Raw genomic sequence first — 25688 nt, 5'->3', positions numbered from 1 at the left:
CAAACGATGACGAGTTCGCCGAAGCTCAAGGCTGATCGCGCTTGCACGCGCTTTCGCCGATTCGGACCGAGGCCGTCGAGGCAAGGCGATCCAAGTAACGTGCTTCAAAACACATTCCAAAGATTCATGTAATTCGCTCAACGGCCTGCATCGATCGCAGGGCCATCGCCATCGCGGTGCGCAAGTCAAGCGCATCGTTCGCCGCAACGACCTTGCATGCGCGGCGAGACCTCGGTTCGTGCGGTCGGAGCGGAAACCCCCGCCCCGTTAAGTTGACATTGTCATCTCCGCATCCCGACAATCCTTCGGTCGTCCACGATGGAACGCCCATGCCGGCCAGCCGCGACATCGAGATACTCAATCTCGTCAACACGATCATGCATCAGGCCACCGCGCGCATGCAGCGTTCGCTGCGCGAAGCCGAGCTCGGCCTGGCGGCGATGGAAGCGCGCACCCTGCGCTTCGTCGCACGCCATCGCGGCTGCACCCAGAACGACATCGTCCGCGAGAGCGGACGCGACAAGGCCCAGATCGCGCGGATCATCAAGACTCTGCTGGAGCGCGGCCACGTCGAGCGGATCGACAACGAAGCCGGCGAGAAGCGCCAGCGCCTGTGCCTGACGGCGAGCGGCGCCGAAACGCATGCCGAGGCCGAAGCCCTGCGTACGGTGGTGGCGAAGGACCTGCTGCATGACCTCAACCAGACCGAACGCAAACAGCTCGAAGGCCTGCTGCGGCGCATGTCGCACGGCCCGACGTCCGACCCGGGCTGACCGGGGCTGACCGGGGCTGACCGGGGCTGACCGGGGCTGACCGTTAATAAGTTGACTTTATCAACTTGCAACGGGATAGTTGACAATATCAACTCTGTGCCGGCGCGGCATCGCGCGGGCGCGGCTTAGCCCTACGGGAGTCCCCGACATGACCCAGGCTGCGAACGAAACCGCCGGCGCACCGGCGCCCGCGCACTCCGGCGAAGCGCTCGATGCGCTGCGCCGCACGCTGTCGCAACAGCCTCCGGCCGTGCTGATCGACGGCACCTGGCGTGCCAGCGTATCGGGCCGCACGCTCGAAGTCGACGATCCGGCCAGCGAAAACCGCATCGCCGTCATCGCTGCCGGCGACGGCCACGACATCGACCTGGCGGTCGCCGCGGCCCGGCGCGCGTTTCGCGAGGGTCCCTGGCCGCGCCTGCCCGCATCGAAGCGCGCCGCCCTGCTGTTCGCCCTGGCCGACGCCATCGAAGCCCGGCAAGAGGAATTCGCCCTGCTGGAATCGCTCGACGCCGGCCACAGCCTGGCCTCGATCCGCAAAGGCGACCTGCCGCTGGGCCTGCGCTCCTTGCGCGACTACGCCGGCTGGGCGACGAAGATCGCCGGCGAAGTGCCGATGCGCTCGGCCGACCAAGCCGGCATGGACTACTTCCTGCGCGAGCCGATCGGCGTCGCCGCCATCGTCACGCCCTGGAACGCGCCCTTCCTGATGGTGCTGCAGAAGCTCGCCGCCGCCCTTGCCGCCGGCTGCACGACGGTGATCAAGCCGGCCGAACTGGCGCCGCTGTCGGCGCTGCGCATCGGCGAACTCTGCCGCCAAGTCGGTATCCCCGATGGCGTCGTCAACATCGTCACCGGCGAGGGCGCGAGTGCGGGGCAGGCGCTGGCCGAGCATCCCGACGTCAACCTGATCAGCTTCACCGGCTCCACCGAGGTCGGCCGATCGATCATGGCCGCGGCCGCGCGCAGCAACCTGAAGCGGGTCGTGCTCGAACTCGGCGGAAAGTCCCCGGTGGTGGTCTTCGCCGATGCCGACGTGGACAAGGCGGCGCAAGCCATCGTCGCCGAGATCGCTTTCAAAAGCGGCCAGTATTGCGCGGCGGGATCGCGCGTCTTCGTCCAGCATTCGATCCACGGCGCCTTGCTCGAACGGATGCACGCGGCGATGGACCGGCTGCGCATCGGCGCCGGCTACGACGAGACGACCGATATGGGGCCGATGATTTCGCAGCGGCAACGACAGCGCGCCGAGGCCATCATCCAGCACAGCCTCGCCGCCGGCGCACGGGCACTGCGCGGCGGCCGCGCGCGGCCGGGCCCGGGCTATTTCTTCGAGCCGACCTTGTTGACCGAGGCCAGCGCCGATATGCGGATCGCGCGGGAGGAGATCTTCGCACCCGCGATCGTGGTGACCCCGTTCGCCGACGACGCCCCGCTCGCCGCCGTCGCCGCGCTCGCCAACGATTCGCGCTACGGCCTGTCGGCGAAACTGTGGGCGCGCGACCTGGGCACCGTGCACGGCCTGATCGGCCTACTCGAAACCGGCCAGGTCATCGTCAACGGCGGCGGCGGCGAAGCCACCCTGCCGTTCGGCGGCGTCAAGCAATCCGGCTATGGCCGCGAAAACGGCCACATCGGGCTGTCGGCGTTCACCGAGATCAAGGCGGTGCGCCTGGGCTATTGAGGCCCGGCGCGGATGAACCCACGCGGTTCATCCGCGATAGCCGGTGCCCGGCACGCGGCGCACGAATTGCCGGCACAGACAGGTTTCCTGCACGAAGCGTTCGTGTTGCCCGTGTACGGCTCGGAATTCTGCTTTCGAAGCGACCCGGCCGCACTCGTCCTTGATGTAGCGGGAACAGAACATGCCGCCGAACGAGGTCTGCCCGGAGGGCCTGTAGTCGGAGTACAGCCGCCCATCGAAAGTACGCGCTCGGCGTTCGCGGGCGAAGCCCGGCGCCACAGCCTGTCCTTTGTACGGCCGATTCTCCGTTTTCGACAGGGGGCCTGGAGCGGCCACGCGCGCGGCGAGTGGCGGGTAACGACACCTTCCTCGACGATCGAGCCCGCTCACCGGCCCAAGCCGGACATCGGGCCGGATCTACCGGAGGCGCACCGTGAAGACATTGCTCGCAGTGGCACTGATGACGACGGCCGGGCAAGCCTGGGGCGCGCCGGTACCCGACTCGCTGGAGGTGCACTGGAACGCCGGCGCGCCGGATTGCGCGGCGACACCGCAATCGCCCCTGCAAGTGCACGCCTACGAGCCGCAGACCTTGATCCTGCGTCAAAGCCCCTGCGCCGACTTCGAAGCGAACTTTGTTTATTTGTTGATCGGCAGCGACCGCGCCTTGCTGATCGACACCGGCGCGGTGGCCGATCCGCAACGGATGCCGCTGGCCAAGACCGTGCTCGATCTACTGCCGGCCAAGAACGGCGCAAAACTGCCGTTGCTGATCGTGCACACCCACGGCCATGCCGACCATCGCGCCGGCGATGCGCAGTTCGCTTCGTTGCCCTCGGTCCGGATCGCGCCGACGGAGTTGCCCGAGGCGCGGACTTTTCTCGGTCTCGACGATTGGCCGAACGGCGTCGCCCGCATCGACCTCGGCGGCCGCAGCGTCGAAGTGGTCGCGACCCCGGGCCATCACCCGGGCCACATGAGTTTCTACGATGGGCGCACCGGCCTGTTCTTCTCCGGCGATTTCCTATTGCCCGGCCGCCTGCTGATCGACGATGTCGACGCGTATCGAGACAGCGCGGTGCGGGCCGCGGAGTTCCTGAAGGCCCGTCCCGCGACTCACATCCTCGGCGGGCACATCGAACTCGGCCTCGACGGCCGGGCCTATCCCAGCGGCGCCCAGCACCATCCGCGCGAACGTCCGCTGCAACTGAGCCGGCACGATCTGCTCGCCCTGCCGGCCGCACTCGACGGCTTCAACGGCTTCTACGCACGGCACCCGACTTTCATCCTGTCCAACCCCATCCACAACCTGCTGGCGATAGCAGTCGCTGTCCTGGCGCTGCTCGCCCTGTCGATCTACGCCGGGCGACGTGCGCTGCGGCGACGGCGGAAGCAGGCACAAGCAACCACCCGATAACCGCCGGCCAAGGCCAACCGCATCGTCGAGGAATGCCATGAGTGAAAACGTGTCGGCAGAAACCCGATCCACCCTGCTCGCCCACGAGCACAGCTATCGTCGCTCGGCCTGGTGCTGGAAGGTCGGATACCGCGCGCTGCTGGTGATGGCGGCCTTGCTGAGTTCTTTCGCCGCCATCGTCGGCAAGATCCAGATTCTCGGCTTCGAGCATCCCGGCGATGTCGCCTCGATCGCCGCGGCAGGCGCCGCCGTCATCACCACCTTGATCGCGGCCCTGGACTTCGAAACCAATTCTCGTGCGAACCGACGCTCTCGGCACGAAGTCAGAATCCTGTTGATCGAAGCCGAGAAATCCACCGCCGACAACGACGCCCTGCTGGCCGGGCTGCAGGATGTGGTCAGGCGCCGCAGCGACGAACTCTACAAACTCGATTAAGCCGGCTCGATTGAATGGGCTCGATTGAGTGGGCTCGATTGAATCGGCGAACATGCGCCGGCCCGGCGGTGAGCCGGCACCTACCGCGGATCCAGCTTCTAGCCGGCCGCCGCCAGGATGTCGGTCGCACGATGCTGCTCGTCGGTTCCGTCGACCAGGATGACGTCGCCGACCGAGTTGTCGCTGCGCAACGGCAAGATGGCCTGATAGGCCGGCGAGTAATACCAGGCCTTGGCCTTGGCCATGTCGGCGAAGCCGATCAGGATCAGGTGCCCCGGAAACGCCCCCTCGACCACGTCCGGCTGCGCACCGTGCACGAGGAAGCGGCCACCGAACGGTTCCAGGGTGGCGTCGATGCGCTGCAGGTATTCGACGATGGCGGGATTGAACGAGACTTCGCGGAGATGGGCGACGGCGTAAGCTGGCATGGTGCGTCCTGTAAGGGTTGGATGAGCGACGCTGGCCCAGCGATCACGGGTGTACTCGGATGCGCCGCGAGCGGCGCGAGGAAACGCTGTGGAGACTCGCAACGACCCGCGCGCGCGCCGCGCATCGGCCGCGGTGGCGGCGCTGGCCTGGTTCGGCGTGCTGCTGCAGCTGTGGCTGTCGCTACGGCTGGCCCAGCATAACGGCAAGTCGGCCTTCGACGGCCTGGTCGCTTTCCTGGGTTATTTCACCGTGCTGACCAACGGCTTCGTCGCCCTGGTGTTTTCGCTGCCTTTCGTGCTCGGCCCTGCCCGACCGGACCGCTGGCTCGGCACCGGGCAGCTGCGGGGCTGCGCCACCACCGCCATCGTCATGGTCGGTCTCGCTTATCACTTCCTGCTGCGCAACGTCTGGGCGCCCGAAGGCTGGCAATGGGTCGCCGACATCAGCCTGCATTACGCGACGCCGCTGATGGTGCTGGGGCACTGGATCGCGTTTCCTCCCGCCCGCGTGCCGACACTGCGCTCGGCGCTGATCTGGTGCGCCTATCCGATGGCGTATCTGCTCTATGCGCTGGTGCGCGGCGAATTGCTCGGCGCCTATCCCTATCACTTCATCGACGTCGCCGCCCTCGGCTATACCAAGGTCCTGATCAACTCGCTGTGGCTGCTGCTCGGCTTCGTGCTCGTCGGCGGCGCGATCGTAGGCCTGGCGCGTTGGCGTGGGCGATAGCCCTCGCTCCACCCTTCTTCCCTGTAGAGAACAGCGGCTGGTCGCTCAAACCGAGCCGGGCCGCCCTTCCATGCCGCTCGGATCGGCGGTGAGCAATTCCTCGTGCAGGTTGAAGACGTCGTCGCCGTCCACGCCGGGGTCGCCAAGGGCGTAGAGGGTCGCGAACACCGTCTCGTAGGCGGTTCCGCGCATCAGCAGACACAGGTCGCGCGGCGTGGCGCCGAGTGCGAGCAGACGCCCGATCGCCGCTCCGGTATCGGCGAACGGTTCGTCTGGCCGCTTTTCGTAATGGGCGGCGATGCGCTGCGGCACCGCCTCGTCCATGTTCGTGTCGATGACTTCCAGCCACAGGTGCTGCAACAGTTCTGCGCGTGTCGCCATAATCGTGGCCGCTGATCCAGGCAGGGAGTGAGTGCGCCGCAGCCCGGACGAATCGATCGCCGGGCGCGGATGCTACGTCATGTCAGGGCTCGCGATNCATCGCGACGGACCGGCGGTGCTCAGGGCGTCGGCAGTTGGGCAATGCCGAAGTCGCGCACCACCGCGTCGATGTGGCCGACCGTGCCGACGATGCCGTCGACCTTCGCCGCTCCGCCGCGGGTGGCGATATAGGCTTCGGGGCGAACCACGGTGGTGTCGCTGCCGAGCTTGGACACGTCGCCGTCGAACTTGTCCAAGGCCTGGTGCAGCTCGGTGCGCAAGCGCTCCAGTTTGTCGGTCGGCATGGCGTTGACCCAGGCGACGAACTGGTCGCGCGCGCCGGGCTCGTCGAGCTTGTAACCCTTGGCCTCGGCATACCGCGCCAACAGCGTCACCGGGCTCCAGCCTTCGCCGCTCTGGTCGACCAGGGCCTGCGAGACCTGCGGATTGAACTTCGCATGCTCGAGGAACTTCGCCGAGGCCTCGTTCATGTGCGCGTTGGAGTGCTCGATGCGGTCCTTCATGGTCAGGCCGGCGGTGGCGACCACGACCAGGCCGATGCCGACCGGGCCGAGCCAACTGCCGGCGCCGAGCGCGGAGGCGAAGGTGGTGCCGGACAGCGCCGCCATGGTGCCGCCGACGCCGGCGGTCAGGTACATGCCGGCGCGAACGTCGTCGCCCTTCTGATGCGCCTCGACCGCATTCCAGTAATCGAAGCCGGCGGACAGATAACCGAACACGCGATCGGCGCGGGTCCAGCGGCCCGGATCGATGCTCACGCCGTCGAGCTTGTTGCCGGCGCCGAAACGGCCCAGGGTCGAGTCCTCGGTGACCATGCCCAGGCCGACCGCGAGCTCGGTGCCCTTCTGGCCCAGGTTGGCGGCGTCGACGATCGCCTTGAGATCGTTCTTGTTGGTCAGGCTGAACTGGCCGTCGTTGGCCTTGCTCGCCGAATTCATGAAGCCCATGGTCGCGAAGCCCAGGCCGACCATGCGCAGCAGTTGGCCGGCCGGCTGGTTCTTCTCGAACACCGGCCGGCTCGATTCGGCGGTGAAGCGGCGATCGACGTTGTTCATCGCTTCGGCGTGGGTCTTGAGTTTGGCGATGATCTGCTCGGTGCCGTCGCCGGCCGCCGGCAGACTCTTCTTCAACTCGTCGACCAGCTTGACGTAGCTCTGGTACTTGCCGCCTTCGACGTCCAGGCCGAGCAACTTGATCAGCGCAGGGTTCTTGAGCTTATCGATCGACTGCTCGGCCTGCTGGATGCTGGCCGGGTTGCGCGGATCGTAGTTGTGCGCGGCCGAGAGCACGTCGTTGCGGATATAGGCGTTGGCGATTTCCTTGCCGAGCTTGATGCCCTGCTCGCCGAACTTGCCGGTGTAGGCCAGGTTCTGCATCAGGCGCTTGCCGGCCAGGGAATCGATGTAGTCCGGGTGCTGCTTCAGGGCCAGGCTGATCGCGTAGGCAGACTTGGTGTCGCCGAGAATGCCCTCGATGGCTTTCTTGGTCTTGTCCTGCTGGTCGGCCGGCGCATTGCTCAGGCTGTCGATCTGGTCGAGCAGGGTCTTGCCCTGGTCGGCGACCTTGTTCTGCAATTCTTCCGCGGTCTTCGCCCAGTTCGATCCGGCGCCGCTGGTGTAGTCCTTGATCGCCTGGTTGAGCTGGTCCGGCGTCATCGAGCCGCCGTGGTTGTTGATCAACCAGCTCAGTTCGTCGGTGTGCTTGGCGAGCTTGTCGACATTGCCGTTGACGCTGCCGGCGTACATCTGCACGCCCATGATCGCCGCGTCGACCGACTGCGGGCCACCGTGCGCCTGCGCCATCGCGATCGACAGGTTCGGACGCGCGCCTTCGGACACGCCCAGATGGATCTGCGAGCCGTCCAGAGGCAGATCGGTCATGCCCTGGATCGCGATATCGCCTTCGGAGGTGCCGCCGACCTGGCCGGCGATGTGGACCAGCGAGCGGGTGCCGTCGATGCCGAGGCGGATGCTGTAACCGTCGTTCTCGGCGCGGCCGAGGAAGTCCTTCAAGGCATCGACGCCGTGCTCGGCCAATGCGCCGGCGATGCGCGGTTCGGCGCCTTCGATCAGCTTCTCGAGTTTCTGCAGGCTTTCGGCCGGCTTGGAGGCCGGGCCGCTGCGCGAGTCCTTCCACGGTTCGCCCTTCAGCGAATCGGTGAATGCCGGCCCGATCTTCTGCTCGACGAGTTTGTCGAAGCCGTCGCTGGACAGCAGGCGCGTCTGCGCCTCGGGCGACAGCTTCGGCAACTCGCGGCTGAGCGTATCGACCGCGCCCTTCGCGTCCGGTGCGGCCCCCACCGCCTTGAGCGTACTGTCGACCTCGTGCTGGATGCCGACCTCCTTGACCGCCGCTTCGGCCGCGGCCTTACCGGCCGGGTCGTTGTCGTAGCGTTTGACGACTTCGGCGCCGTACTGCTGGATCGCCTTGGCGTCGAGGACGCCGCCGTTGGCGCTTGCGTCGAAATCGGCCTTGATCTCGGCAGCGATGCTCTTTTGCAGTTCCTCGCGCGCGGTCGTGCTGAGGCTGGCGTAGCCGGAACGGATCGGCTGGTAGTCCGGGTCGTTGTGCTGGCGGGTATAGCCGCTGTCGAAGGCGGCTAGGTTGTCCTCGGCGTTGAGGTATTTCTTCATCGCCTCGTCGCTCTTGGCCTGCTCGGGCGACGGGTTCGGATCGGCCTTGGGCGCGGCGTGCTGCTTGATCGTCGGCACGATCAGGTCCTTGCCGGGATCGATCGGACCGTTGTCGATCTGGTTGCGCTCGGCGATCTGCTGGGCGGTGACCGGCGCTTCCGGCGTGCTGTATTTCTGCGCGATCGACTCCAGGGTGTCGCCGGCCTCGACCTGGTGGTACTCCTCCTGCGGCTGCGGCGGCGGCACCACGGCCTGCGCGGGAGCCTGCGGGTACTGCAGGTGGTAGGGAACGCCATCGATGCTCGGGATGCCCATGGAGTCGAACGCCTGCGATGAGAGATCGCGGAATTAGATCAACCGATCGTCGTCTCGCCTAGCTAGGGCGAGTACGGATATGCACTGTCATCGCATTGACATGTGTTCGCTATGTTTTCGCATGTGCATGTTTGTGCGCGATCTCGCGTCCGTGCACGGCATCACGGACAAACGATCGTCGTATTGCTTTCGAGTTTCCCGGCCGGACGCGGCCGACGCGCCGCCGATGCCTGGGCTCGCCGTCGATTCGGCGTTTTGTGGCGGCCGAACCGATCATGTTGCGACCGACGCGAGGACGCAGCGCAGCCGTCAATCACAAAACGCTGCCGGTCCGCGGCCGCAACGCGCGATTGCGACGCAATGCCGCTGAAAACGCGGCAGGTTTACAGGCGATGACCCTCGCATAACCTTGCCGGGACTAGAGAGGCGGTTGCAGGGGATGCGCAGGATTGCGGAGACAGGCTCATGTCCACACTCACCGTTTCTTCCAAGTGCTTGCTGTGCGCAGGCTTTGCCGCGTCGATGATGTGCGCGGGCCCGGCCGCGGCCGATTCGTTGTTGACCTATGTCGACCCGAACACCGGGCAGCGGCATACCTACACCGCCGCGACCGCCGATTTTTCGCTGCATCAGGCCGGCGAGTACCTGACGATCAGCGTGCAGGGCCGCGATGGCCGCCCGCCCTCGACGAGCGTGTTGATCGTGCCGCCCGCGGGGCAGACCCTGATTCCCGGACGTTACTACGAAGCGCAATGCCCCGGCTTTTTGTTCGGCCGTACACCGGGGCTCGTCGTGTCCGGATGGACGGGCTACGACTGCGGCGACGATCCCGGCCACGACGGCGACGAAAGTTGGGGCTGGTACGCCCTGCGGCAGATCCAGCGCGACGCCGGCGGCGCCATCACCGGCGCGGAAATCGCCTACAGCCAGCACTTCAACGGGCCCGACAGCCCGGCCGTGGTCGGCACCATTCGTCATGGCGTCGAGCCGCTGTCGTTCGTGTTGAACGGCCTGGTCGCCCCGGATACCTATTCCAACAAGGGCTTCTATGGCGACACCAGCTTCTTCGCGTTGAGCGGCAGCACGAGCGGCGTGCATTTCGAAGTCGCCGGCCGGCGCGACACCTGGTCGGTAGGCATCAAGCCGCCTTCGGGACGGACGCTGCAGGTGGGCACGTACTCGCTGGCGGAGTTCGCCGATGCGAGCCACGCGAGCGTCGGCGTCGACGGCGAGCCCAACGGCAGCTCCAACGGCGGCTACTGCCCCAGCGTGTCCGGTTCGCTGCAGATCAAATCGATCGATTTCGACGCGGCCGGCAAGGTGACCGGGCTGTATGCGATTTTCGAGCAGCGCTGCAGCGCGGATGCGCCGCAGAGCCTCAACGGGGTGATTCATTACCGCCGCTGATCGGCGCGCGGCGGTCCAGGCCGATACCGATGCCGGCGTCGATGCGCTCGACGCGGCTCTGCGATCGGGCGCCGGAGCCGGTTCATGAGCGCGCGTGAACCGGCTCCCGCGATCGAGTCGTGCCTGCGATGCAAGCGTCCGGCGCCCCGGTCGCGCGCCTAGAATGGACCGGCATTACGCCACCGAACCGAGGAAGCCGCTTGTCCGCAGCAGACGTCCACGCCCGCGCCGACGGCCCCGGCAATGCGAGAGAAGTGTTTCGGGTTTTCCTGCGCCTCGGGCTGACCTCGTTCGGTGGCCCCATCGCCCACCTGGGCTATTTCCGCGAAGAGTTCGTACGCCGTCGCGGCTGGCTCGACGATGCGTCCTTCGCCCGCTTGCTGTCGATCTGCCAGTTCCTGCCAGGCCCGGCCAGCAGCCAGATGGGCTTCGCGATCGGGCTGCTGCGCGCCGGCTGGCGCGGCGCCCTGGCGGCGTTCCTGGCCTTCACCCTGCCCTCGGCGCTGCTGATGTTCGGCTTCGCCCTGTATGCACCGCAATTCCTGCACGGCCCCGTGGGCAGCGCCGTGGTCCACGGCTTGAAGTTGGTCGCGGTGGTGGTGGTGTCGCACGGGCTCGTCGGCATGGCGCGGTCGCTGACGCCCGATCTGCAGCGCCTGGCGATCGCCGCTGGCGCCTGTGCCTTGGTGCTGCTCGCCGATGGCGCATGGTGGCAGTTCGTGGCCATTCTCGGCGGCGGCATGCTCGGTGCCTGGCTATGCCGGCCCGCCGCCTTCGACGCGGCCGCGACGCCGCCACTGCGCTACGGGCGGCGTCTCGCCGGCGCCTGCTTCGTGGTGTTCCTGGTGACGCTGGCATGCTCGCTGATTCCCTCAGGCAGCGCGCCGTCGCTGCGCGGATTGGCCGGCGCCTTCTATCGCGCCGGCTGCTTCGTGTTCGGCGGCGGCCACGTCGTGCTGCCGCTGCTCAAGGACGAACTCGTGGTCAGCGGCTGGATCGGCGCGGATACGTTCCTGGCCGGGTACGGCGCTGCACAAGCGATGCCCGGGCCGATGTTCACCCTGGCGGCCTACCTGGGCGCCAGCCTCGACCTCGGCCTGCCGTCGTGGTTGAGCGCCGGCGTCGCACTGATATGCATTTTCCTGCCCGGGTTCCTGCTGCTGGTCGCCGCCCTGCCGGCCTGGGCCGCATTGGTAAGCCGCCCCTGGGCGGCGCGGACCGTCGCCGGCATCAACGCCGCGGTGGTCGGCCTGCTCGCCGCCGCCTTGTACGACCCGGTCTGGCGCGAAGGCGTGAGCGGACTGGCCGACGCCGCGATCGTCGCGGTCGGCTGGGTGCTGGTGTGGCGACTGCGCCTGTCCGCCTTGTGGGTGCTGGCCTGGTGCGTCGGCGCGGCGGTGGCGGGGTCGCTGTGGATTGGCTCCCCGGCCTGAGCGAGCGGTGGTACTGGCGGCACGATGTCGTCGGCGCGAAGCTGACCGGTCTTCCAGCCTCGATGGAGTGCGCAATGAAGAAGTTCCTGGCCGTCTACCTGGGCTCGGCGGAAGCCTTCGAGCGCTCCGAATGGAGCAAGACGCCCGACGAAGCCCGCCGCAAGCAACTCGAACAAGCGGGCATGCACGCCTGGGGCGCATGGGTCGGCGCGCATCGGAGCAGCATCGTCGACCCGGGCACGCCGCTCGGCAAGACCAAGCGCATCGACGCCCACGGCGTTTCCGACAGCAGCAATCGGTTGACCGCCTACACCGTCATCGAAGCCGAGTCGCACGAAGCGGCGGCGAGCCTGTTCGAACGGCATCCGCACTTCACAATATTCCCCGGCGACTCGGTCGAGGTCATGGAGTGCCTGCCGTTGCCGGGCTCGCCTCTTTAGCGGGCTGCGTTCAAACCTCGCTCGCGCAACGGCGCAAGGCCTCGATATCGCCGGCGACGATGCACTGAAGATGCCGGGTGATCTTCTCGACCGGCCAGTCCCACCAGGCCAGCGACTCCAGGGCGGCGATCTCGTCGGGCGCGAAGCGCTGCCGGATCGGCTTGGCCGGATTTCCACCGACGATGGTATAGGCCGGAACGTCGGCGACCACGACCGAGCGCGACGACACGATCGCGCCGTTGCCGATCCTGACGCCGGGCATGATCAAGGCTTCGAAGCCGATCCAGACATCGTGGCCGACCACGGTATCGCCCTTGTACGGCAGTTCGCCGGCTTCGGGCATCACGCGTTCCCAACCGTTGCCGAAGATCTGGAAGGGATAGGTCGATATGCCCGAAAGCTTATGGTTGGCGCCGTTCATGATGAACTTGACGCCGCACGCGATGGCGCAGAACTTGCCGATGATCAGTTTGTCGCCGATGAACGGAAAGTGGTAGAGAACGTTGCGCTCGAAGTTCTCCGAGTCGTCCGGATCGTCGTAATAGGTGTAATCGCCGACGACGATGTTCGGATTCTTTATGGTGTTCTTGATGAAACACACCTGCGGAAACCCATCCATCGGATGAGTCTGTTCGGGACTGGGACCTTGCAAGATGAACTCCTGGTCGATCGTTGGATACCGCGCCAATGCACGCCGGGTGATCGCGCCGGGCCATTGCGCATCGGGCGATGGCGAGCCGGACGAGATCAGCGCTCGAAGGCCATGCCGACCGACGCCGGCGCGGTGAGCTCGAAACCGTATTGCGCGTACAGATGACGCGCCTCGCCGTCGGCGATCAAACTGACGTAGGCGGTTTCCGGCGCATGGTCGCGCAAATAAGCGGAGATGTCCTGCATGATCCGCTTGCCCAGGCCCCGGCCCTGATGGCCCGGCAACACCGCGATATCGACGACCTGATAGAAACAACCGTCGTCGCCGATCACCCGGCCCATGCCGATCGGCGCCCCGTCGCCGAGAATCTGCACCGCGAACAAGGTATTGGCCAGGCCGCGCACGGCGGCGGTTTCGCTCTTCGCGCTCAGGCCGGAATCGACGCGGAGCATGCGATACACCTCGACGGAGGGGGTTTCGTGGATCGCGGTATAGACGGTCATCGGGCTCTCGACAATGAGTGAATGGCGCAGCGCGCGCGACTCGCGGCCGGCATCGCAAGTCCAACGGCGATCTCACGGCGAATGCTTGCCGGTTGCGATATGCGCGGGCGCCCATGCTATCGCCGCATATCGAAAGGCGGCCCGGCCGATGCGCCAGTTCGCGCAAAAATCACGAATCGACCGCCCGGCGACGCCAAGACGCAAGGATTTTCCGGTATTTGGCGTTATCGCCCCCGTTCGGTACTCTTGCCCCAGCCACTCCCGGAACCGATATGCCAAATCTCGCTTCGATCCTCAAAGACGAAATCGCTCGTATCTCGCGCAAGGAATGCCGCCGCCTCGTCGACCCGCTGAAGAAGCAGGTCGTCGCCCAGCGCCAGGACATCGCCTCGCTCAAGCGCGAACGCGACAGTCTCAAGCGTGAGGTCGCAGCGCTAAGCAAGGCGCTCAGCAAGTCCGGCAACAAAGCCGTCGCGGCCAAGCCGCAAGCCGAAAGCGAAGGCCGCCACCGCTTCTCCGCGGCCGGTCTGCGCACGCTGCGCAAGAAGTTGGGCGTGTCGGCGGAAGAGTTCGGCAAGCTGATCGGCGCCAGCGGCCAGTCGGTCTATAACTGGGAACAGGAAAAAGCGCGTCCGCGCCAGGCCCTGCTCCAGCAGATCGCGGCCTTGCGCGGCATCGGCAAACGCCAGGCGCAGAAGCTGCTCGAAGCCGGCTGACGAAGTTCGGGGGGATGGATGCGAGGCAGCCCCCGCTGCCGCCGTCGTTGACGAACGTCACCGACGGCGAGCATCGGCGCGATCGCCCGCCCCCTCCTGCGACGACACGGCCTATTTGCCCGACCTGAGGCTCGCCACCGATCGGTTGGGGCAAACCAGGCGCAGCAGGCCATGTCGCAGCAGGCCCGAGGCATCGAAGCCATGGCTGTCGATCTCGACCACGAAGCGCGGCTTGAACCACAGCGCGCCGGGTATTTCTCTGACGTCCGGACTCACCGTGACCGTCGGTTTGATCGTCCCGCCTTTCAGCCGCGATCCGAGCTCGGCGATCAGCGCGCTGTTGAAATCCCCGCGCGCCTGGCCGGCGTAATGCCAGGCTGCCTTGCCTTTAGGTTGTGCGAGCAACAGCGATCCGAAGCCCCGGTCCGCATGGCGCACGCCGGGCGGGGTGTAGCCGACCACGGCGAACTGGCTGGACTGAAGCAAGCGCGTCTTGCGCCAGTCCGGGCTGCATCCGCGCATGTAGGACGCGAAGGCGCGTTTGGAAATCAGCCCGTCGAAGCATTGATTGACGCTCACCGCGCGCGCGATGTCGCCGTTGCCGAGGATGTGGCTGCTATAGGCCAATTCCCGCGGCGCCTGTCGCAGCAGATGCTCGAGCACGGCCTTGCGATCGACCAGGGGCGCGCGCTCGATGCCAATGCCGTCAATTTGCAACAGATCGAACAACATATAGGTCAAGGGCTCGCAGCGGTCTCCCGACAACACCGCCTGCAGCGCGGCGTAGTCGGCTTCGGCGCCGGCGCCGACGATCAGCTCGCCGTCGAAGGCCGCCGATTGCAGCCCCAGCCGCTCCAGCGCCTCGACGATGGCCGGAACGCGCTCGGTCCATTCCGCGCCATCGCCCGACCACAGGCGCGCGCGGCCATCGGCGATCACCGCCAGCATGCGCTGCCCGTGCCATTCCAGTTCGTGCAGCCACTTGCCGTCGTTCGGCGGCGACGGCCCGGCTACCGCCCGTTGCGGCTCGAAGGCTTCGACGGGCCACTCGGCCGGCTTCGCACCGAGCAACAGACTGGCCAGCCCGGCCCAATCGATCCTGCTGCGCGCGATGTCCGCGACCGGTTCGATCCGGCCGGAAATATCGATGATCGCGGGCGCCATCGGGCGCGGGTCCCGCTTCGGTTCCGCGGCGATCCCTCTATGGGTGGAAACACCGGCTGGCGCGGTGCGCTGGTCGGCGGCATGCGATTCCGATCGGGTGCGGTCCCGCTCGTTCGTGGGCCTGAAAGGCGCGTGCTCGTTAGTACCCAATGCGCTCGCTCCCTGCGGTCGGCGCCGTGACGACGCCACTAGTGTCCGCGATCCGCACGATTGCAGCTGAGGCTTGTGCGGCGAGATCGCAGTGACGCACGTCGCAGGCAGCCATCGCGGTCGTCGCAGCGACGCTCGAACGATCGCGGACTAGCCGATGCCGCATCGACAGCGAGATATCGTCATTGCGCTGCGATAAGCAAGCGGCGTCATGGAATATCCCCGCGACTCGGGCGCCCGGACCGGACGAACCGATCGAAATCCGCAACCGGCGTCTCTGATTACGCTTATACGCCTGCCGACGCAGGGCAACCACTAACGCCGTCGGCGGCTTCGCAAACATCGACGCACGTCAAACTAATGAGTACGTTCACGCCGATGCGCGACCTCACGACGGTCATCACTCGTTCTTGACACGGCTGCGAGCAGAGCCCGGCTCAGCCGCTCGCCACGGCCTTCGACGGCGGATTCGACCGTTCAACCGCCCTGGTCGGTGAAGCCGTGCCTGGCCGCGAGCTTGCTCAAGGAAATCGCTCCGCGCAGGCCCAGCTTCTTGTAAACGCGCGAACGGATGGTACGCACGGTGGTCTCGTCGACCCGCAGCACTTCGGCGATCTGCCGGGTCGTGTACTCCTGCACGGTCAATGCCGCGACCTCCTTCTCGCGCGCACTCAAGCGGCGAAACGGCGACAGGCCCAGCAGAACATTGCGCGGCAGAGCATCGTCGACGAACTCGTGCCCGGCCGCGACCTGGCGGATCGCATACACCAGCTTGTGCGCGCTGCTCGCCTTGGTCAGATAACCGCGCGCGCCGGCATCGAACAACAGCCGCGGGATCGAGCTGTCGTCGAGCCCGGAGACGATCAGGACCTTGTGCTCCGCGTTCTCGTGCAGCAGTTTGCGGGTCAAACGCAGGCCGTCGGTATCGGGCAGATCGAAATCGCAGAGCACGACATCGACGGCGAGCTTTGGAATCGCCGCCAGCGCCTCGGCGCCGTTGCCCGACTCGCCGACGACGTGGATGTCGGTTTCCCGCTCGATGATCGAGTGCAAGCCTGTCCTTAGCACCGGATGGTCGTCGACGACATAGATCCGAATCATTCCGATCCTCTAGCAAATTCATAGATCGGGGGCGCCGATACTCCAGTGTTGATCTTGCGGAACGACCGATGCGCACGGCGCATCGATGGGCAGCACAGGTCCTTCAATCCGAAGCCCTCGAAGTGTGGATGACGACAATGCAAGAAGCAAAATGTTCTATCCCACACATTACAACGCTGCGGATCGATGGCAACGCAGCGACCGCAACCATGGGTTTCGCAACATGCTTCCAAATCGAATCCGTGGCTACAAATCGTCTTCGTTCGTCTACAAATGTGGACTAGCGTCCACAACGATTTTTAGATGACTCATGCCGCATCGCGGTCCGTATGCGATAGTTGCTTCGCAAGGGACGGTGCCGGTGATCGAGGTGTTCCGCACGGCCGAATCGAGCGTCGCGGAGGCGGCCGGAGGCAAGCCGCAGGCACTCGATGTACGAAGGTTTCGCATGGCGGCACCGGCAAGGTTTTGCAGTCGATCGAGCAGGAAAGGAATCGCAATGAAGCCCGCAAGCACAGGAAGCATCGCCAAGCTACGGTTCTGGTCCATGGCGCTGTTGCTCATCGGCGGTTCGATGGCCACCGACGCCAGCGCCCAACTGGTCGTCAACGACCCGGTCAACCTCACCGCGCATATGCAGCAGATCGCCGAGGACGCGGTCGAGTTCGGCAAGGAGGCCAAGCGCTGGAACGACACTTACAGCCACTATCAGCAACAGCTGATCAAGCTGCAGCGGCTGAACTTCAACTCTTCGCAAATGAGCGATACGTTTCCGCTGCGCCCCGACGACTACGGCATGCAGGACATGTGCCCCTCCGGCGGCGAGGGCGGCGGCGTGCGCGAGCGCATGACCGGCCTGCTGCGCCAGATCGCGCCGAAGATGGACGGCAACATCGTCGAGGAGCAGAAGGCGATCTGCCAGCGCATGGTCCTGGCCGAGAACGCCAAGTACAACGAATCGGTGCGGATGTTGAAGACGCTGATCGAGCGCAACCAGCAGTTCCAGCAGATCGAAGCGCAGCGCGACGGCGCGAGTTCCAGCCAGGGCGCTTTGGCCGCCAACGACAACGAGGCGCAGCGCTTCCTGGTGCGCACCTCGATGGACCTGAATTACTGGCAGGCGCGCATGAAGGCCTATAACGACTACATCGAGTCGCTGAAGTGGGACCAGTCGCGCCTGGCCAAACGCGCGCTGCAGGGCAATCGCGGCTCGCTGTTGGGCCAGGTGGTGCAGGCCGCAGCGCTCAAGGCCGCACTCTCTAAGTAGACCTACCAAGCCGGGTCGCGACGACGCGCTCCGGACCGCCACGATCCCAGGGGAAGGCGATGCACGGGTTCAATGGATTGAACGGACTGGTCGATTGGATCGCCCCCTACAGCCAATCGGGCATCGGCGATTTCGTCCTGTTCCAATTGGTCAACGATTACCTGACCGACCGCATCGACGAGTTCGGCATGCAGTTGATGGGCAGGACCATGACCTGGGCCAGCAGCATCGCCCTGGCCCTGGTCACGCTGTGGATCCTGCTGATGGGCTATCGCATCGTCACCGGGCAGTTGCGCGAACCGATGATGGCGCTGGTGGCCAACGCCACGCGCATCGCCGTGATCGTCGGCGTGGCGACGACGATGTCGTTCGGCGGCAGCGACCTGCACCGTTATCTGACCTACGACCTCGACCGCGAAATCCACGGCCTGTTCTCGGGCCGTAGCGGCAAGACCACGGCGCAGAGCATCGACGAGAACCTCGCCTATACCCAGCTCGCCATGAGCGCGATCGACGCGGTCCAGATCGTCCCGGGCGACCCCGAACTGCAGGACCGAAAGGCGCGTGCGGTGTTGTTCGCCGGGGTCGGGGCGGCCAGCCCGGCGATGTCGGCCGGCGCCATGCTGCTGATGTTCAAGTTCGCCATCGCCTTGTTCATCGGGCTGGGGCCGTTGTTCATCCTCTGCCTGATCTTCGATCAGACCAAGGACCTGTTCCGCCGCTGGCTGATGTACGGCATCGGCACCCTGTTCTCGATGGCCATGCTGAGCGTGGTGACCGGGATGTTGCTGGAATTGATGGCGCGCGTGTCCGCAGCCCTGTGGGTGGCGAAGATCGGCGCGATCTGGGGCGTCGATGCCGAGGGCATCAGCAACCAGGCCATGCAGCAGGGCGGACTCGGCCTGGTGATGACCGTGGTCATCATCACCGTGCCGCCGTTCGCAGCCAATTTCTTTCAGGGCACGCTGGGCGGCTTCATGCAGTTCTCGGCGTTCGGGAGTGGGGCTTCGGGGCAAGCTGGTGGGGCTGGGGCTGGGCATGTTCCTCCCAGCTCGAACGAGTCGACTAGGAACGAAAGAGGCACAGGCTTGACTGGGTCTTTCGGCGGCGGCACTCGCGTTTCCGGCACAACAACCGCACCCCATGACGGCTCGGCCGTTATGCAGGACAAGATCAAACGAGGCTGACCATGAAGATTTCTATGATTGTTCTCGCCATCGCCCTGCTTGGCGCGCATGGCCAAGCCACGGCCGAAGGCGGTTGTCCCGCGGGTATGATTCCTTATTCGGGTACGTCGACTTCTTCATGCGGCCCGATACCCTCAGGCCCGAGCGGCTACGGACTACCGACCCCGAAATGGAAGAGTCGTTGGGGCGCGGTCGCAGGAGATGACGCCAAAGCGGTGGTCGGTGCAGTGATCAATCAACCTAGCAAGCGAGAGGCGATCAAGGCGGCTATCGAGAACTGTCGGAGCCGAGGTGGCGTCGACTGCACCCTGACAGTCGCTTACGTCAATCAGTGCGTCGTAGTGGTCACCAGTGATACTCGCTATGCAGCGATCAATGCGAAGACAGCAGAACTTGCGGCCGAAATCGGCCTAAAGGACTGCGAAGAGAAGAAGGACGGCGAATGCCGGCTTTACTACGCGGACTGCAGCCGGCCGCTACGGGTTCGCTGACGCACATACCTAACAAGCACAGGACGAAGGAACGCCCATGCCCATCACCCTGCCCTCGCCGAACGCCAAGGATTGGTTCGCCGAGGTCCGTTCGATCGAGAACGCGTCGCTGTCGGCCTTGATGGTCTTCATCCTCGCCGTGGCCCTGGCCGTGATCGGCATCCAGGCCGGGGCCGAGTCGTTGACTCATTTGTCGCGCTGGGTCGCGGCCGCATCGGCGCTGTTGCACGTGTGGGTCGCCTTGTCCGGAACGCGGCTGGCGGTGTCGGTCCGGCGCCATCTGATGGCACGCTGGGGACGCACGCGCTCGGCACGTCTGGCGCCGCTGCGTCGCGGTCTGCGCAATGCAGCGGCCGGCCTGATCGCGGCCTGGGCGGTCGCGGTGCTGTTCGTGCTGATGGTGCCGTTCATGCGCCTGCCCGTGCACATTCCGGACGCCGGCCTGATCTACGCGTTCTCGATCATCGCCTCGAGCATCCACGCGATCTTCGGCACCGCGCTGTACCGGCAGCTGGCGTATCGGCTGCAGGAGGCGCTGCGCCTGCCCGCGGCCGGCAATATCCGCCTGTAGGGCGCAAACGCCGGTCGGCCGTGGCCATGGAGTCGCCCGCGTCTGCGTCGTCCGTTGCAGGTTCGCGGTCGCGGCTTATGACCGAAGGAAATACCGTGAGACGCTGCCGCTGCAGAGGGGGCAGCGCATCGTCGCCCGTTGAATGGCGCATCAGTTCTCAGCGACGCGCAGACGCAAGCGCTCGGCTTCCAGCTCGTAGGCGAAGCCGTCGCCGCCATCGCCGAGGTAGCGCCAGACCGGCCGCAATACGGCTTCGGCCTTGAGCAGGACTTCCTGGAATTCGGCCTCGGGATCGGACAGATAGGTGATCGCGCCGCCGGCGCCGAAGGCGACCGCGACGCCGTCATAGGACAGGGTGCGGATGCCGATGTTGAGATCGGCCACGCGGTTGTAGCCGAGATAGCCGATCGAGCCGCAATAGACGCCGCGCGGGCTGCGCTCCAGGCGGTCGATGATTTCCATGGTGCGTTTTTTCGGCGCGCCGCTGATCGAGCCGCCCGGAAAGGTCGCGCGCACCAGGTCGATCAGGCTGCAGTCCGGGCGCAGCTGCGATTCCACCGTGCTGACCAGCTGATGCACGGTGCGATAGCTCTCGACCACGCGCAGTTCCGGCACTTCGACGGTGCCGGCGACCGAAACCCGATTGAGATCGTTGCGCATCAGGTCGACGATCATCAGGTTCTCGGCGCCGTCCTTGACCGACTCGGCCAGCTCGCGCGCATAACGCGCGTCGAGTTGCGGGTCGCCGGAACGGCGTGCGGTGCCCTTGATCGGCTTGGTCTGGACACGGCCGCTGCCATCGACGCGCAGGAAACGTTCCGGCGAGGTGCTCAGCACGGCGATGCCGCGGCCGCGCAGGAAGGCGCCGAACGGCGCGGCGTTGCCGCGACGCATCTGCCGGTACAGCGCGTAAGGGTCGAGCTCGGCTCGGAAACGGAAATGATTGGTCAGGCAGACTTGATAGGTTTCACCGTCGACGATGGCGCGCTGGCATTCGCCGATCGCGGCCAGGTAATCGTCGCGGCCGAGATCCATCTCGACCTCGAGCGCTTGCAGACCTTGCGACGGAACCGGGGCATCGTCGACGCGCGCCTGCGCGGCCGCGGCGGCGACGCTTTCGATCCAGGCGTCGGCCTCGGCGCTCTCGTCCTCGAACGCCAGCGCCAGCGCCCAGGCGCGCGCGGTCGCATGGTCGAAGGCGAGGAAGCGGCGTACGCGCATCCACAACGCGTCCGAGGTCGGATTGCCTTCGCCGCGGTCGCCGTCGAACAGCGCCTTCATCTCATAGCCCAGGAAACCGACGAAGCCGCCGCGGAAGTCGAAGGGCAATCGCTTGCCGTCTTCCGCAATGCCGTCCTCGATGGCGACTTCTTCGAGCTCGCGCTCCATGTCGGCGAGCAGGCCTTGGCCGCGGCTCAGCGCCGCGTCGTCCTCGTCGATCCGGTAAGCCAGCACATCGGCATCGTCGACCGCGCCCATGAACGAGCAACCGGCGCTGTCGTCGAGCGCGACCTGGCTGTCGAGCCAGAACGCGTTGGTGCGGCCGGCAAATAAGGCCGAGAACACCGCCTCCGGGTCGCCGACGCCGTCGAGCGGCCGGCAGACCACGCGCAAGCTGCGCACGGGCGTTGCCGGGCCGGCGTCGGGCGCCATGGCGGGCATCGCTGCTTCAAGCTGCGCCACGATGGGCGCCTGCTCGTCGAGCGTCGACGCAACGGGTGCCTGCTCGACGGGCGCCGATGCTGCCGAGGGCAGCGCCAGATTCACCGAGGGCCGTCGCTGATGAGCGTGCGCCAGGTCGCGGAAGTTCGCGATCAGGTCGATGCCGTGTTCGGTCAGGATCGATTCCGGGTGGAACTGCACGCCCCACTGCGGCAGGCGGCGGTGGCGCAGGGCCATGATCAGGCCGGGATCGGCGTGGGCGGTGGCCACCAGGTCGGGCGGCAGCGGCGAGGCCACGATCAGCGAGTGGTAGCGGATCGCCTCGAACGGCGTCGGCACGCCGGCGAACAGGTCGCTGCCGTCGTGATGCACCGCCGAAGCGCGGCCGTGGTACGGCACCGGCGCGTGGACGATGCGGCCGCCGTGGGCATGGGCGATGCCCTGGAATCCCAGGCAGACGCCGAGCAAGGGCAGGCCGCTGCGGGCGATGGCCTGGCGCGAGACATGCACGTCGGCCTCGCGGGTCACGCTGCCCGGCCCCGGCGAGATCACCACGCAGTCGAAACGGTGGCGGGCGCGCAGCCCATCCCAGTCGTCCTCGTCGTTGTGGACCACGATCGGCGCTTCGCCGAACGCCCGGCCGATCTGGTCGGCGAGGTTCCAGGTGAACGAGTCGTAGTTGTCGATCAACAGGCAACGCATGATCCGGCCATTGTCTTACAAGTCGCCGCCGGCGCATCCGCGCACGGCGTTGGCAGGATCAGCCCGGCCGGCGCACGCAGGCCACGGTGCGCACCTCGCCGTCGGCGACGAGGTAGTGGGCGGCGTACTCGGCGCCGGACGCGACCGTGGCCGACAGCTCCTCGGTCGCGGCGAAAACGATGCGCTCGGCCTCGATCCGCACGATCCGCATCGCCTCGAAGCCGAAGAAGCGGCCGACCTGGGGATACAAGGCCTTGTACAGGCTCTCCTTGGCCGAAAACACCACCGCCAGGCCGAGGGTGAAATCGGGGAAATGCGCCTGTACGGCCTCCTCCTCGGCCGCATCGACCACTTCGCGGCGTATGTCGGCAGCCATGCCCGGTTGCAGACTGCCTTCGATGTCGATGCCGAGCCCGACCACGTCGGGGTCGGTCGAGGCGATGCAGACCGCACGGTCGCCGGCATGCGAGATCGAGGCGACCACGCCGGCCGGCCAGACCGGCTCACGGTTCGGGCCGATCGCGATGTCGGCGCCGATGATGCCGAGCGCGGCCAGCGCACGCTGCGCGCAGATGCGCCCGGCCAGGTAGTCGCTGCGGCGCTTGGACACGGCGCGGCCGAACTGGGCCGGGAAATGCACGCCGTGGCGTTCGTAGAGCTCGTCGCGATACATCGAGGCGCGGAACCGGCAGCCGTAGCCGGTCAGACGCTTGCCTTCGGCCTCGCACTCGAACGCGGAGGCGGCGAACAGGAAGCCGTCGTCGGTGTCGGGAAACTTATCGGACGCCATCGCACGCGCCTCCGATACGGTTCGGCGCGGGGGCGCACCTGCCCGGCCTGGCCGGAGGGGGCGGCATCGCGGCAGAACGGCGGCTCGACGCGCGGTACGGACGACCATGGCTCATGAAAGGCTCGGTTCGGACGGAGTTGCGGCCCGCATGTTCGATGGCTCGAACCGACGGGGCATGAGGATCGCACACGGACGCGCCGTGCGCGCGGCGCAGGGCCGCCGTGCTCAAACGCGCGCAGCCGCTATTCACCCCACATGATTCAACCCGCGTCGCGAACGGCCCGCGCCAGCGGGCCGTTCGCACTCGGTCGTTCGAGCCTTGTTTAAGTCAGGCCCGCCTCAGTTGACGTTGGCCGCGCTCCAGGCCCGCGCCACCGCCGCCTGCTCCGGCGAACCGGCGCCGTACAGCTCGCCCGCGGCGGCGATGGTCGCCGCGCGCGCCTGCGGATAGCTGGTGCTGGAGGTGAACTTGGTGGTCAGCGCGCGATACCAGATCTTGCCGGCCTTATCGCGACCGATGCCGGTAATGCCGATGTCGCCGTTGCAGACCAGCTGGGCCGGGGTCAGGCCCGAACCGGCCGGCACCACCGCGCCTTCGGAAACCAGGTAGAAGAAGCGGTTGCCGACGCCGGAGGTGTAGTGCGGGTCGTGGATGCCGCCGGCGCCCAGGTTCGGATCGAAGCCGCCGGCGATATAGCAATTGAACGACTTGCCGTCGACGCCCTGGTTATACATGTCGCGGAAGGCGAGCCCGCCGGTGCGCATGATCTCGCCGATGCGGTAGTCGCCGGGGTCGGCCGGGTTGTTGGCGTAAAACTCGACCAGGGTGCCGAAGATGTCCGAGTTGGCTTCGTTAAGGCCGCCGGCATCGCCCGAATAGGCCAGGTTGGCGGTCGCGGCGTTGACGCCGTGCGACATCTCGTGGCCGGCGACATCGATGCCGACGATCGGGCCGTAACCGCGCGTGGCGTCGCCATCGCCGTAGAACATCACCTTGGTCAGGGCAAAGTAGGCGGCGTTGACGCCGGTGGTGCTGCCGTCGGCGCGCTTGAAGTTGGTATGGGCGTAACTCTTGATGCCGGCGCCGTCGTTGTACAGGCCGTTGCGGCCGTGCACGTTCTTGAAGTAGTCCCAGGTCGCGCCGACGCCGTAGTGGATGTCGGTGGCGACGGTAGCGCGATCGCTGAGGGCGTTATTGCCCCAGACGTTGTCGGTATCGGTGAACAGGCTCGCGCCCCAGGTCGCGAACAGGATGTCGAACAGGTTCGAGATCGCCGCGCCCTTGGCGTCGTAGACGCTGCCGTTGCCGCGGGTGGTGTCGATCAGGTCGAACTTGGTCGCGCTCTTCTGGTCGGTGGCGATGCTGAGGTTGCCGTAATAGAACGTCTTGCCGGTGCCGACCGCGCCGGCGGTCTGCAGGCGGTCCTGGACGTCGAGCACCTTGCCGCTGAGGGCATCGACGTAATAGGTGACGAAACCCGAATGCGTTCGGGTTTCCTCGCCCTGCAGGGTCACCTCGTAGGCGAGCACCGGCTTGGCGCCGCGCGCGTACACCACCAATTGGTTGCCGTGCACCTGGCTGACCTTGCCGTTGAAACGGGCGCCGGCCTCGACCGCGGCGGCGTCGCGGCTGATGCGCGCGCGCAGGCTGGGGCGCTGCTGGCTGCGCAGGGTCGACTGGGTGGCGGCGAGTTGGCCGCGCCGCGATTTGGTCACCACGTCGCCGCCGATCACACGCAGGCCTTGGTAAGTGCGGTCGAAGCGCACGTGCGTGGTGCCGTCGCGATCGACGACGGTATCGCGCGCTTCGAATGCGTCCTCGGCTACGCCTTGCACCGCGCCGAGATGATCGGCGATCAGTCCGCGCGCCTGGGTTACCGCCGCCGAGCCCTCGAGCTCCGCCGCCTGGCTCGCCGGTGCGGCGACGATGGCCGCTGCGATGGCGAGAAAGAGTCCTTCCAGCTTCAACCGCTTCGAATGGATACGCATGGTTTCCTTACTCCCGAAGTGATGATCGAAACACCGGCCCGCGGGGCGGGCGACGGCGGGCCACCCAGCCCGCGCTTCGATCATCGGCACAATCCAGGAGCGCGAAGCGGCTTTTCACGGCCGCAATCACGGCAAAACTGCGCAGCAGTTCGGAAATCGTCCAATCGGCGAGGCCGGCGGCGCAACGCGCCATCGGATGTCACCTGTCGGCCGCCGCGGTTGCTCGTTGCCGTGCTTGCCGTCGTAGCTTTTGCTTTTCCGGTCCATCGTAGACCGGTAGGGCGGACCGCATGGACGCGGGCCGTGCGCAAGCAGGCCATGGATGGCCTGTCTGGAGCATCCCTGCGTCGGCGTCGCACGCGCGGGCTTGTGCCCTTGCAAGGAGAGCCCTTTTCTTTGGTTAGCTTTCCTTTGGGCTTAGCAAAAGAAAGTAACCCGGCCGCGTCAGCGGGCGGAAGCTTTGCTCTTGCTTGAAGCAGAAGTCGTCGGGAATCCTTCCCTTGTAGGAGCGACGTAAGTCGCGACCGCGACCTCTCAACATCACGCCGACGCCGGCCGCAGCCCGTCAGGGTAGGAGCGGCGCAAGCCGCGACCACGCCGTAACGG

24 protein-coding genes are annotated in these 25688 nt (G+C 66.4%); 13 read left to right on the top strand and 11 right to left on the bottom strand.

Going from position 1 to position 25688, the window contains the following annotated elements:
* Window positions 1-329: 329 nt before the first annotated feature.
* From ACTJJK_RS16890 to ACTJJK_RS16875, 4 genes are all read left to right on the top strand, one after another.
* Window positions 330-773, top strand: coding sequence for a MarR family winged helix-turn-helix transcriptional regulator (locus ACTJJK_RS16890; protein WP_440730769.1), 444 nt, complete (start codon window positions 330-332; stop codon window positions 771-773).
* A 148-nt stretch (window positions 774-921) separates the two neighbouring features.
* A complete protein-coding gene (locus ACTJJK_RS16885; RefSeq protein WP_440730768.1) occupies window positions 922-2457 on the top strand; it encodes an aldehyde dehydrogenase family protein in 1536 nt (511 codons plus the stop codon).
* Window positions 2458-2890: 433 nt separating this feature from the next.
* Window positions 2891-3874 (top strand): MBL fold metallo-hydrolase, encoded by a 984-nt coding sequence (locus ACTJJK_RS16880; RefSeq protein ID WP_440730767.1) that lies wholly within the window; start codon window positions 2891-2893, stop codon window positions 3872-3874.
* A gap of 37 nt (window positions 3875-3911) precedes the next feature.
* On the top strand, window positions 3912-4310 hold the full coding sequence (locus ACTJJK_RS16875; protein WP_440730766.1) for a hypothetical protein: 399 nt from the start codon (window positions 3912-3914) through the stop codon (window positions 4308-4310).
* A 98-nt stretch (window positions 4311-4408) separates the two neighbouring features.
* Here ACTJJK_RS16875 and ACTJJK_RS16870 read toward each other — a convergent pair whose 3' ends face one another.
* Window positions 4409-4738 carry a DUF1330 domain-containing protein gene (locus ACTJJK_RS16870; protein WP_031373601.1) on the bottom strand — a complete coding sequence of 110 codons (330 nt, stop codon included), beginning with the start codon at window positions 4736-4738 and terminating at the stop codon, window positions 4409-4411.
* Between the two features lie 88 nt (window positions 4739-4826).
* Here ACTJJK_RS16870 and ACTJJK_RS16865 point away from each other — a divergent pair, with 88 nt between their 5' ends.
* Window positions 4827-5468 (top strand): Pr6Pr family membrane protein, encoded by a 642-nt coding sequence (locus ACTJJK_RS16865; RefSeq protein ID WP_440730765.1) that lies wholly within the window; start codon window positions 4827-4829, stop codon window positions 5466-5468.
* A gap of 45 nt (window positions 5469-5513) precedes the next feature.
* Here the strand turns inward: ACTJJK_RS16865 and ACTJJK_RS16860 are convergent, their stop codons facing one another.
* Complete coding sequence (locus ACTJJK_RS16860) at window positions 5514-5828, bottom strand: hypothetical protein (protein ID WP_440730764.1); 315 nt, start codon at window positions 5826-5828, stop codon at window positions 5514-5516.
* 140 nt (window positions 5829-5968) lie between these two features.
* Window positions 5969-8857, bottom strand: coding sequence for a LysM peptidoglycan-binding domain-containing protein (locus tag ACTJJK_RS16855; protein WP_440730763.1), 2889 nt, complete (start codon window positions 8855-8857; stop codon window positions 5969-5971).
* A gap of 465 nt (window positions 8858-9322) precedes the next feature.
* Here ACTJJK_RS16855 and ACTJJK_RS16850 point away from each other — a divergent pair, with 465 nt between their 5' ends.
* The 3 genes from ACTJJK_RS16850 (at window position 9323) to ACTJJK_RS16840 (ending at window position 12137) form a co-directional block, all read left to right on the top strand.
* On the top strand, window positions 9323-10264 hold the full coding sequence (locus ACTJJK_RS16850) for a hypothetical protein (RefSeq protein ID WP_440730762.1): 942 nt from the start codon (window positions 9323-9325) through the stop codon (window positions 10262-10264).
* Window positions 10265-10464: 200 nt separating this feature from the next.
* Window positions 10465-11697 carry a chromate efflux transporter gene (gene chrA, locus ACTJJK_RS16845; protein WP_440730761.1) on the top strand — a complete coding sequence of 411 codons (1233 nt, stop codon included), beginning with the start codon at window positions 10465-10467 and terminating at the stop codon, window positions 11695-11697.
* Window positions 11698-11771: 74 nt separating this feature from the next.
* A complete protein-coding gene (locus tag ACTJJK_RS16840; RefSeq protein WP_440730760.1) occupies window positions 11772-12137 on the top strand; it encodes a hypothetical protein in 366 nt (121 codons plus the stop codon).
* A 10-nt stretch (window positions 12138-12147) separates the two neighbouring features.
* Here ACTJJK_RS16840 and ACTJJK_RS16835 read toward each other — a convergent pair whose 3' ends face one another.
* Both ACTJJK_RS16835 and ACTJJK_RS16830 read right to left on the bottom strand, forming a co-directional pair.
* A complete protein-coding gene (locus ACTJJK_RS16835) occupies window positions 12148-12789 on the bottom strand; it encodes a Vat family streptogramin A O-acetyltransferase (protein WP_440730759.1) in 642 nt (213 codons plus the stop codon).
* A 95-nt stretch (window positions 12790-12884) separates the two neighbouring features.
* Entirely contained in the window at window positions 12885-13292 is a 408-nt protein-coding gene (locus tag ACTJJK_RS16830; protein WP_031373609.1) for a GNAT family N-acetyltransferase, read from the bottom strand.
* 272 nt (window positions 13293-13564) lie between these two features.
* Between ACTJJK_RS16830 and ACTJJK_RS16825 the strand changes: the two genes are divergently transcribed.
* A complete protein-coding gene (locus ACTJJK_RS16825; protein WP_440730758.1) occupies window positions 13565-14008 on the top strand; it encodes a helix-turn-helix domain-containing protein in 444 nt (147 codons plus the stop codon).
* Between the two features lie 111 nt (window positions 14009-14119).
* On the opposite strand, the gene ACTJJK_RS16820 is transcribed toward ACTJJK_RS16825, so the two are convergent.
* From ACTJJK_RS16820 to ACTJJK_RS16810, 3 genes are all read right to left on the bottom strand, one after another.
* On the bottom strand, window positions 14120-15172 hold the full coding sequence (locus ACTJJK_RS16820; protein WP_051885319.1) for an ATP-dependent DNA ligase: 1053 nt from the start codon (window positions 15170-15172) through the stop codon (window positions 14120-14122).
* Between the two features lie 627 nt (window positions 15173-15799).
* A complete protein-coding gene (locus tag ACTJJK_RS16815; protein WP_031373612.1) occupies window positions 15800-16423 on the bottom strand; it encodes a response regulator in 624 nt (207 codons plus the stop codon).
* Window positions 16424-16690: 267 nt separating this feature from the next.
* On the bottom strand, window positions 16691-16987 hold the full coding sequence (locus tag ACTJJK_RS16810; protein WP_440730757.1) for a hypothetical protein: 297 nt from the start codon (window positions 16985-16987) through the stop codon (window positions 16691-16693).
* On the opposite strand from ACTJJK_RS16810, the gene ACTJJK_RS16805 reads away from it, so the two are divergent.
* The 4 genes from ACTJJK_RS16805 to ACTJJK_RS16790 are packed head-to-tail and all read left to right on the top strand — an operon-like array spanning window position 16971 to window position 19939.
* On the top strand, window positions 16971-17690 hold the full coding sequence (locus ACTJJK_RS16805) for a hypothetical protein (protein WP_440730756.1): 720 nt from the start codon (window positions 16971-16973) through the stop codon (window positions 17688-17690). The genes ACTJJK_RS16810 and ACTJJK_RS16805 overlap by 17 nt on opposite strands.
* Window positions 17691-17749: 59 nt before the next feature.
* Window positions 17750-18877 (top strand): type IV secretion system protein, encoded by a 1128-nt coding sequence (locus ACTJJK_RS16800; protein ID WP_440730755.1) that lies wholly within the window; start codon window positions 17750-17752, stop codon window positions 18875-18877.
* Between the two features lie 2 nt (window positions 18878-18879).
* Window positions 18880-19368, top strand: a complete 489-nt coding sequence (locus ACTJJK_RS16795; protein WP_440730754.1) for a DUF4189 domain-containing protein — start codon at window positions 18880-18882, stop codon at window positions 19366-19368.
* Window positions 19369-19405: 37 nt separating this feature from the next.
* Window positions 19406-19939 carry a hypothetical protein gene (locus tag ACTJJK_RS16790; protein ID WP_440730753.1) on the top strand — a complete coding sequence of 178 codons (534 nt, stop codon included), beginning with the start codon at window positions 19406-19408 and terminating at the stop codon, window positions 19937-19939.
* A gap of 150 nt (window positions 19940-20089) precedes the next feature.
* Here the strand turns inward: ACTJJK_RS16790 and pabB are convergent, their stop codons facing one another.
* The 3 genes from pabB to ACTJJK_RS16775 form a co-directional block, all read right to left on the bottom strand.
* Window positions 20090-22303: an aminodeoxychorismate synthase component I gene (pabB, locus tag ACTJJK_RS16785; protein ID WP_440730752.1), complete on the bottom strand. Its 2214-nt coding sequence runs from the start codon at window positions 22301-22303 to the stop codon at window positions 20090-20092.
* A 58-nt stretch (window positions 22304-22361) separates the two neighbouring features.
* Complete coding sequence (locus ACTJJK_RS16780) at window positions 22362-23093, bottom strand: 4'-phosphopantetheinyl transferase family protein (protein WP_051885324.1); 732 nt, start codon at window positions 23091-23093, stop codon at window positions 22362-22364.
* Window positions 23094-23432: 339 nt separating this feature from the next.
* Entirely contained in the window at window positions 23433-25082 is a 1650-nt protein-coding gene (locus tag ACTJJK_RS16775; RefSeq protein WP_440730751.1) for a M4 family metallopeptidase, read from the bottom strand.
* Window positions 25083-25688: the final 606 nt, after the last annotated feature.

The sequence above is a fragment of the Lysobacter sp. 22409 genome (assembly GCF_052045105.1).
Taxonomy (GTDB): Bacteria; Pseudomonadota; Gammaproteobacteria; order Xanthomonadales; family Xanthomonadaceae; genus Lysobacter; species Lysobacter antibioticus_B.
Note: the sequence above shows the minus strand (reverse complement) of the source record. Positions and strands in the feature narration are given on the sequence as shown.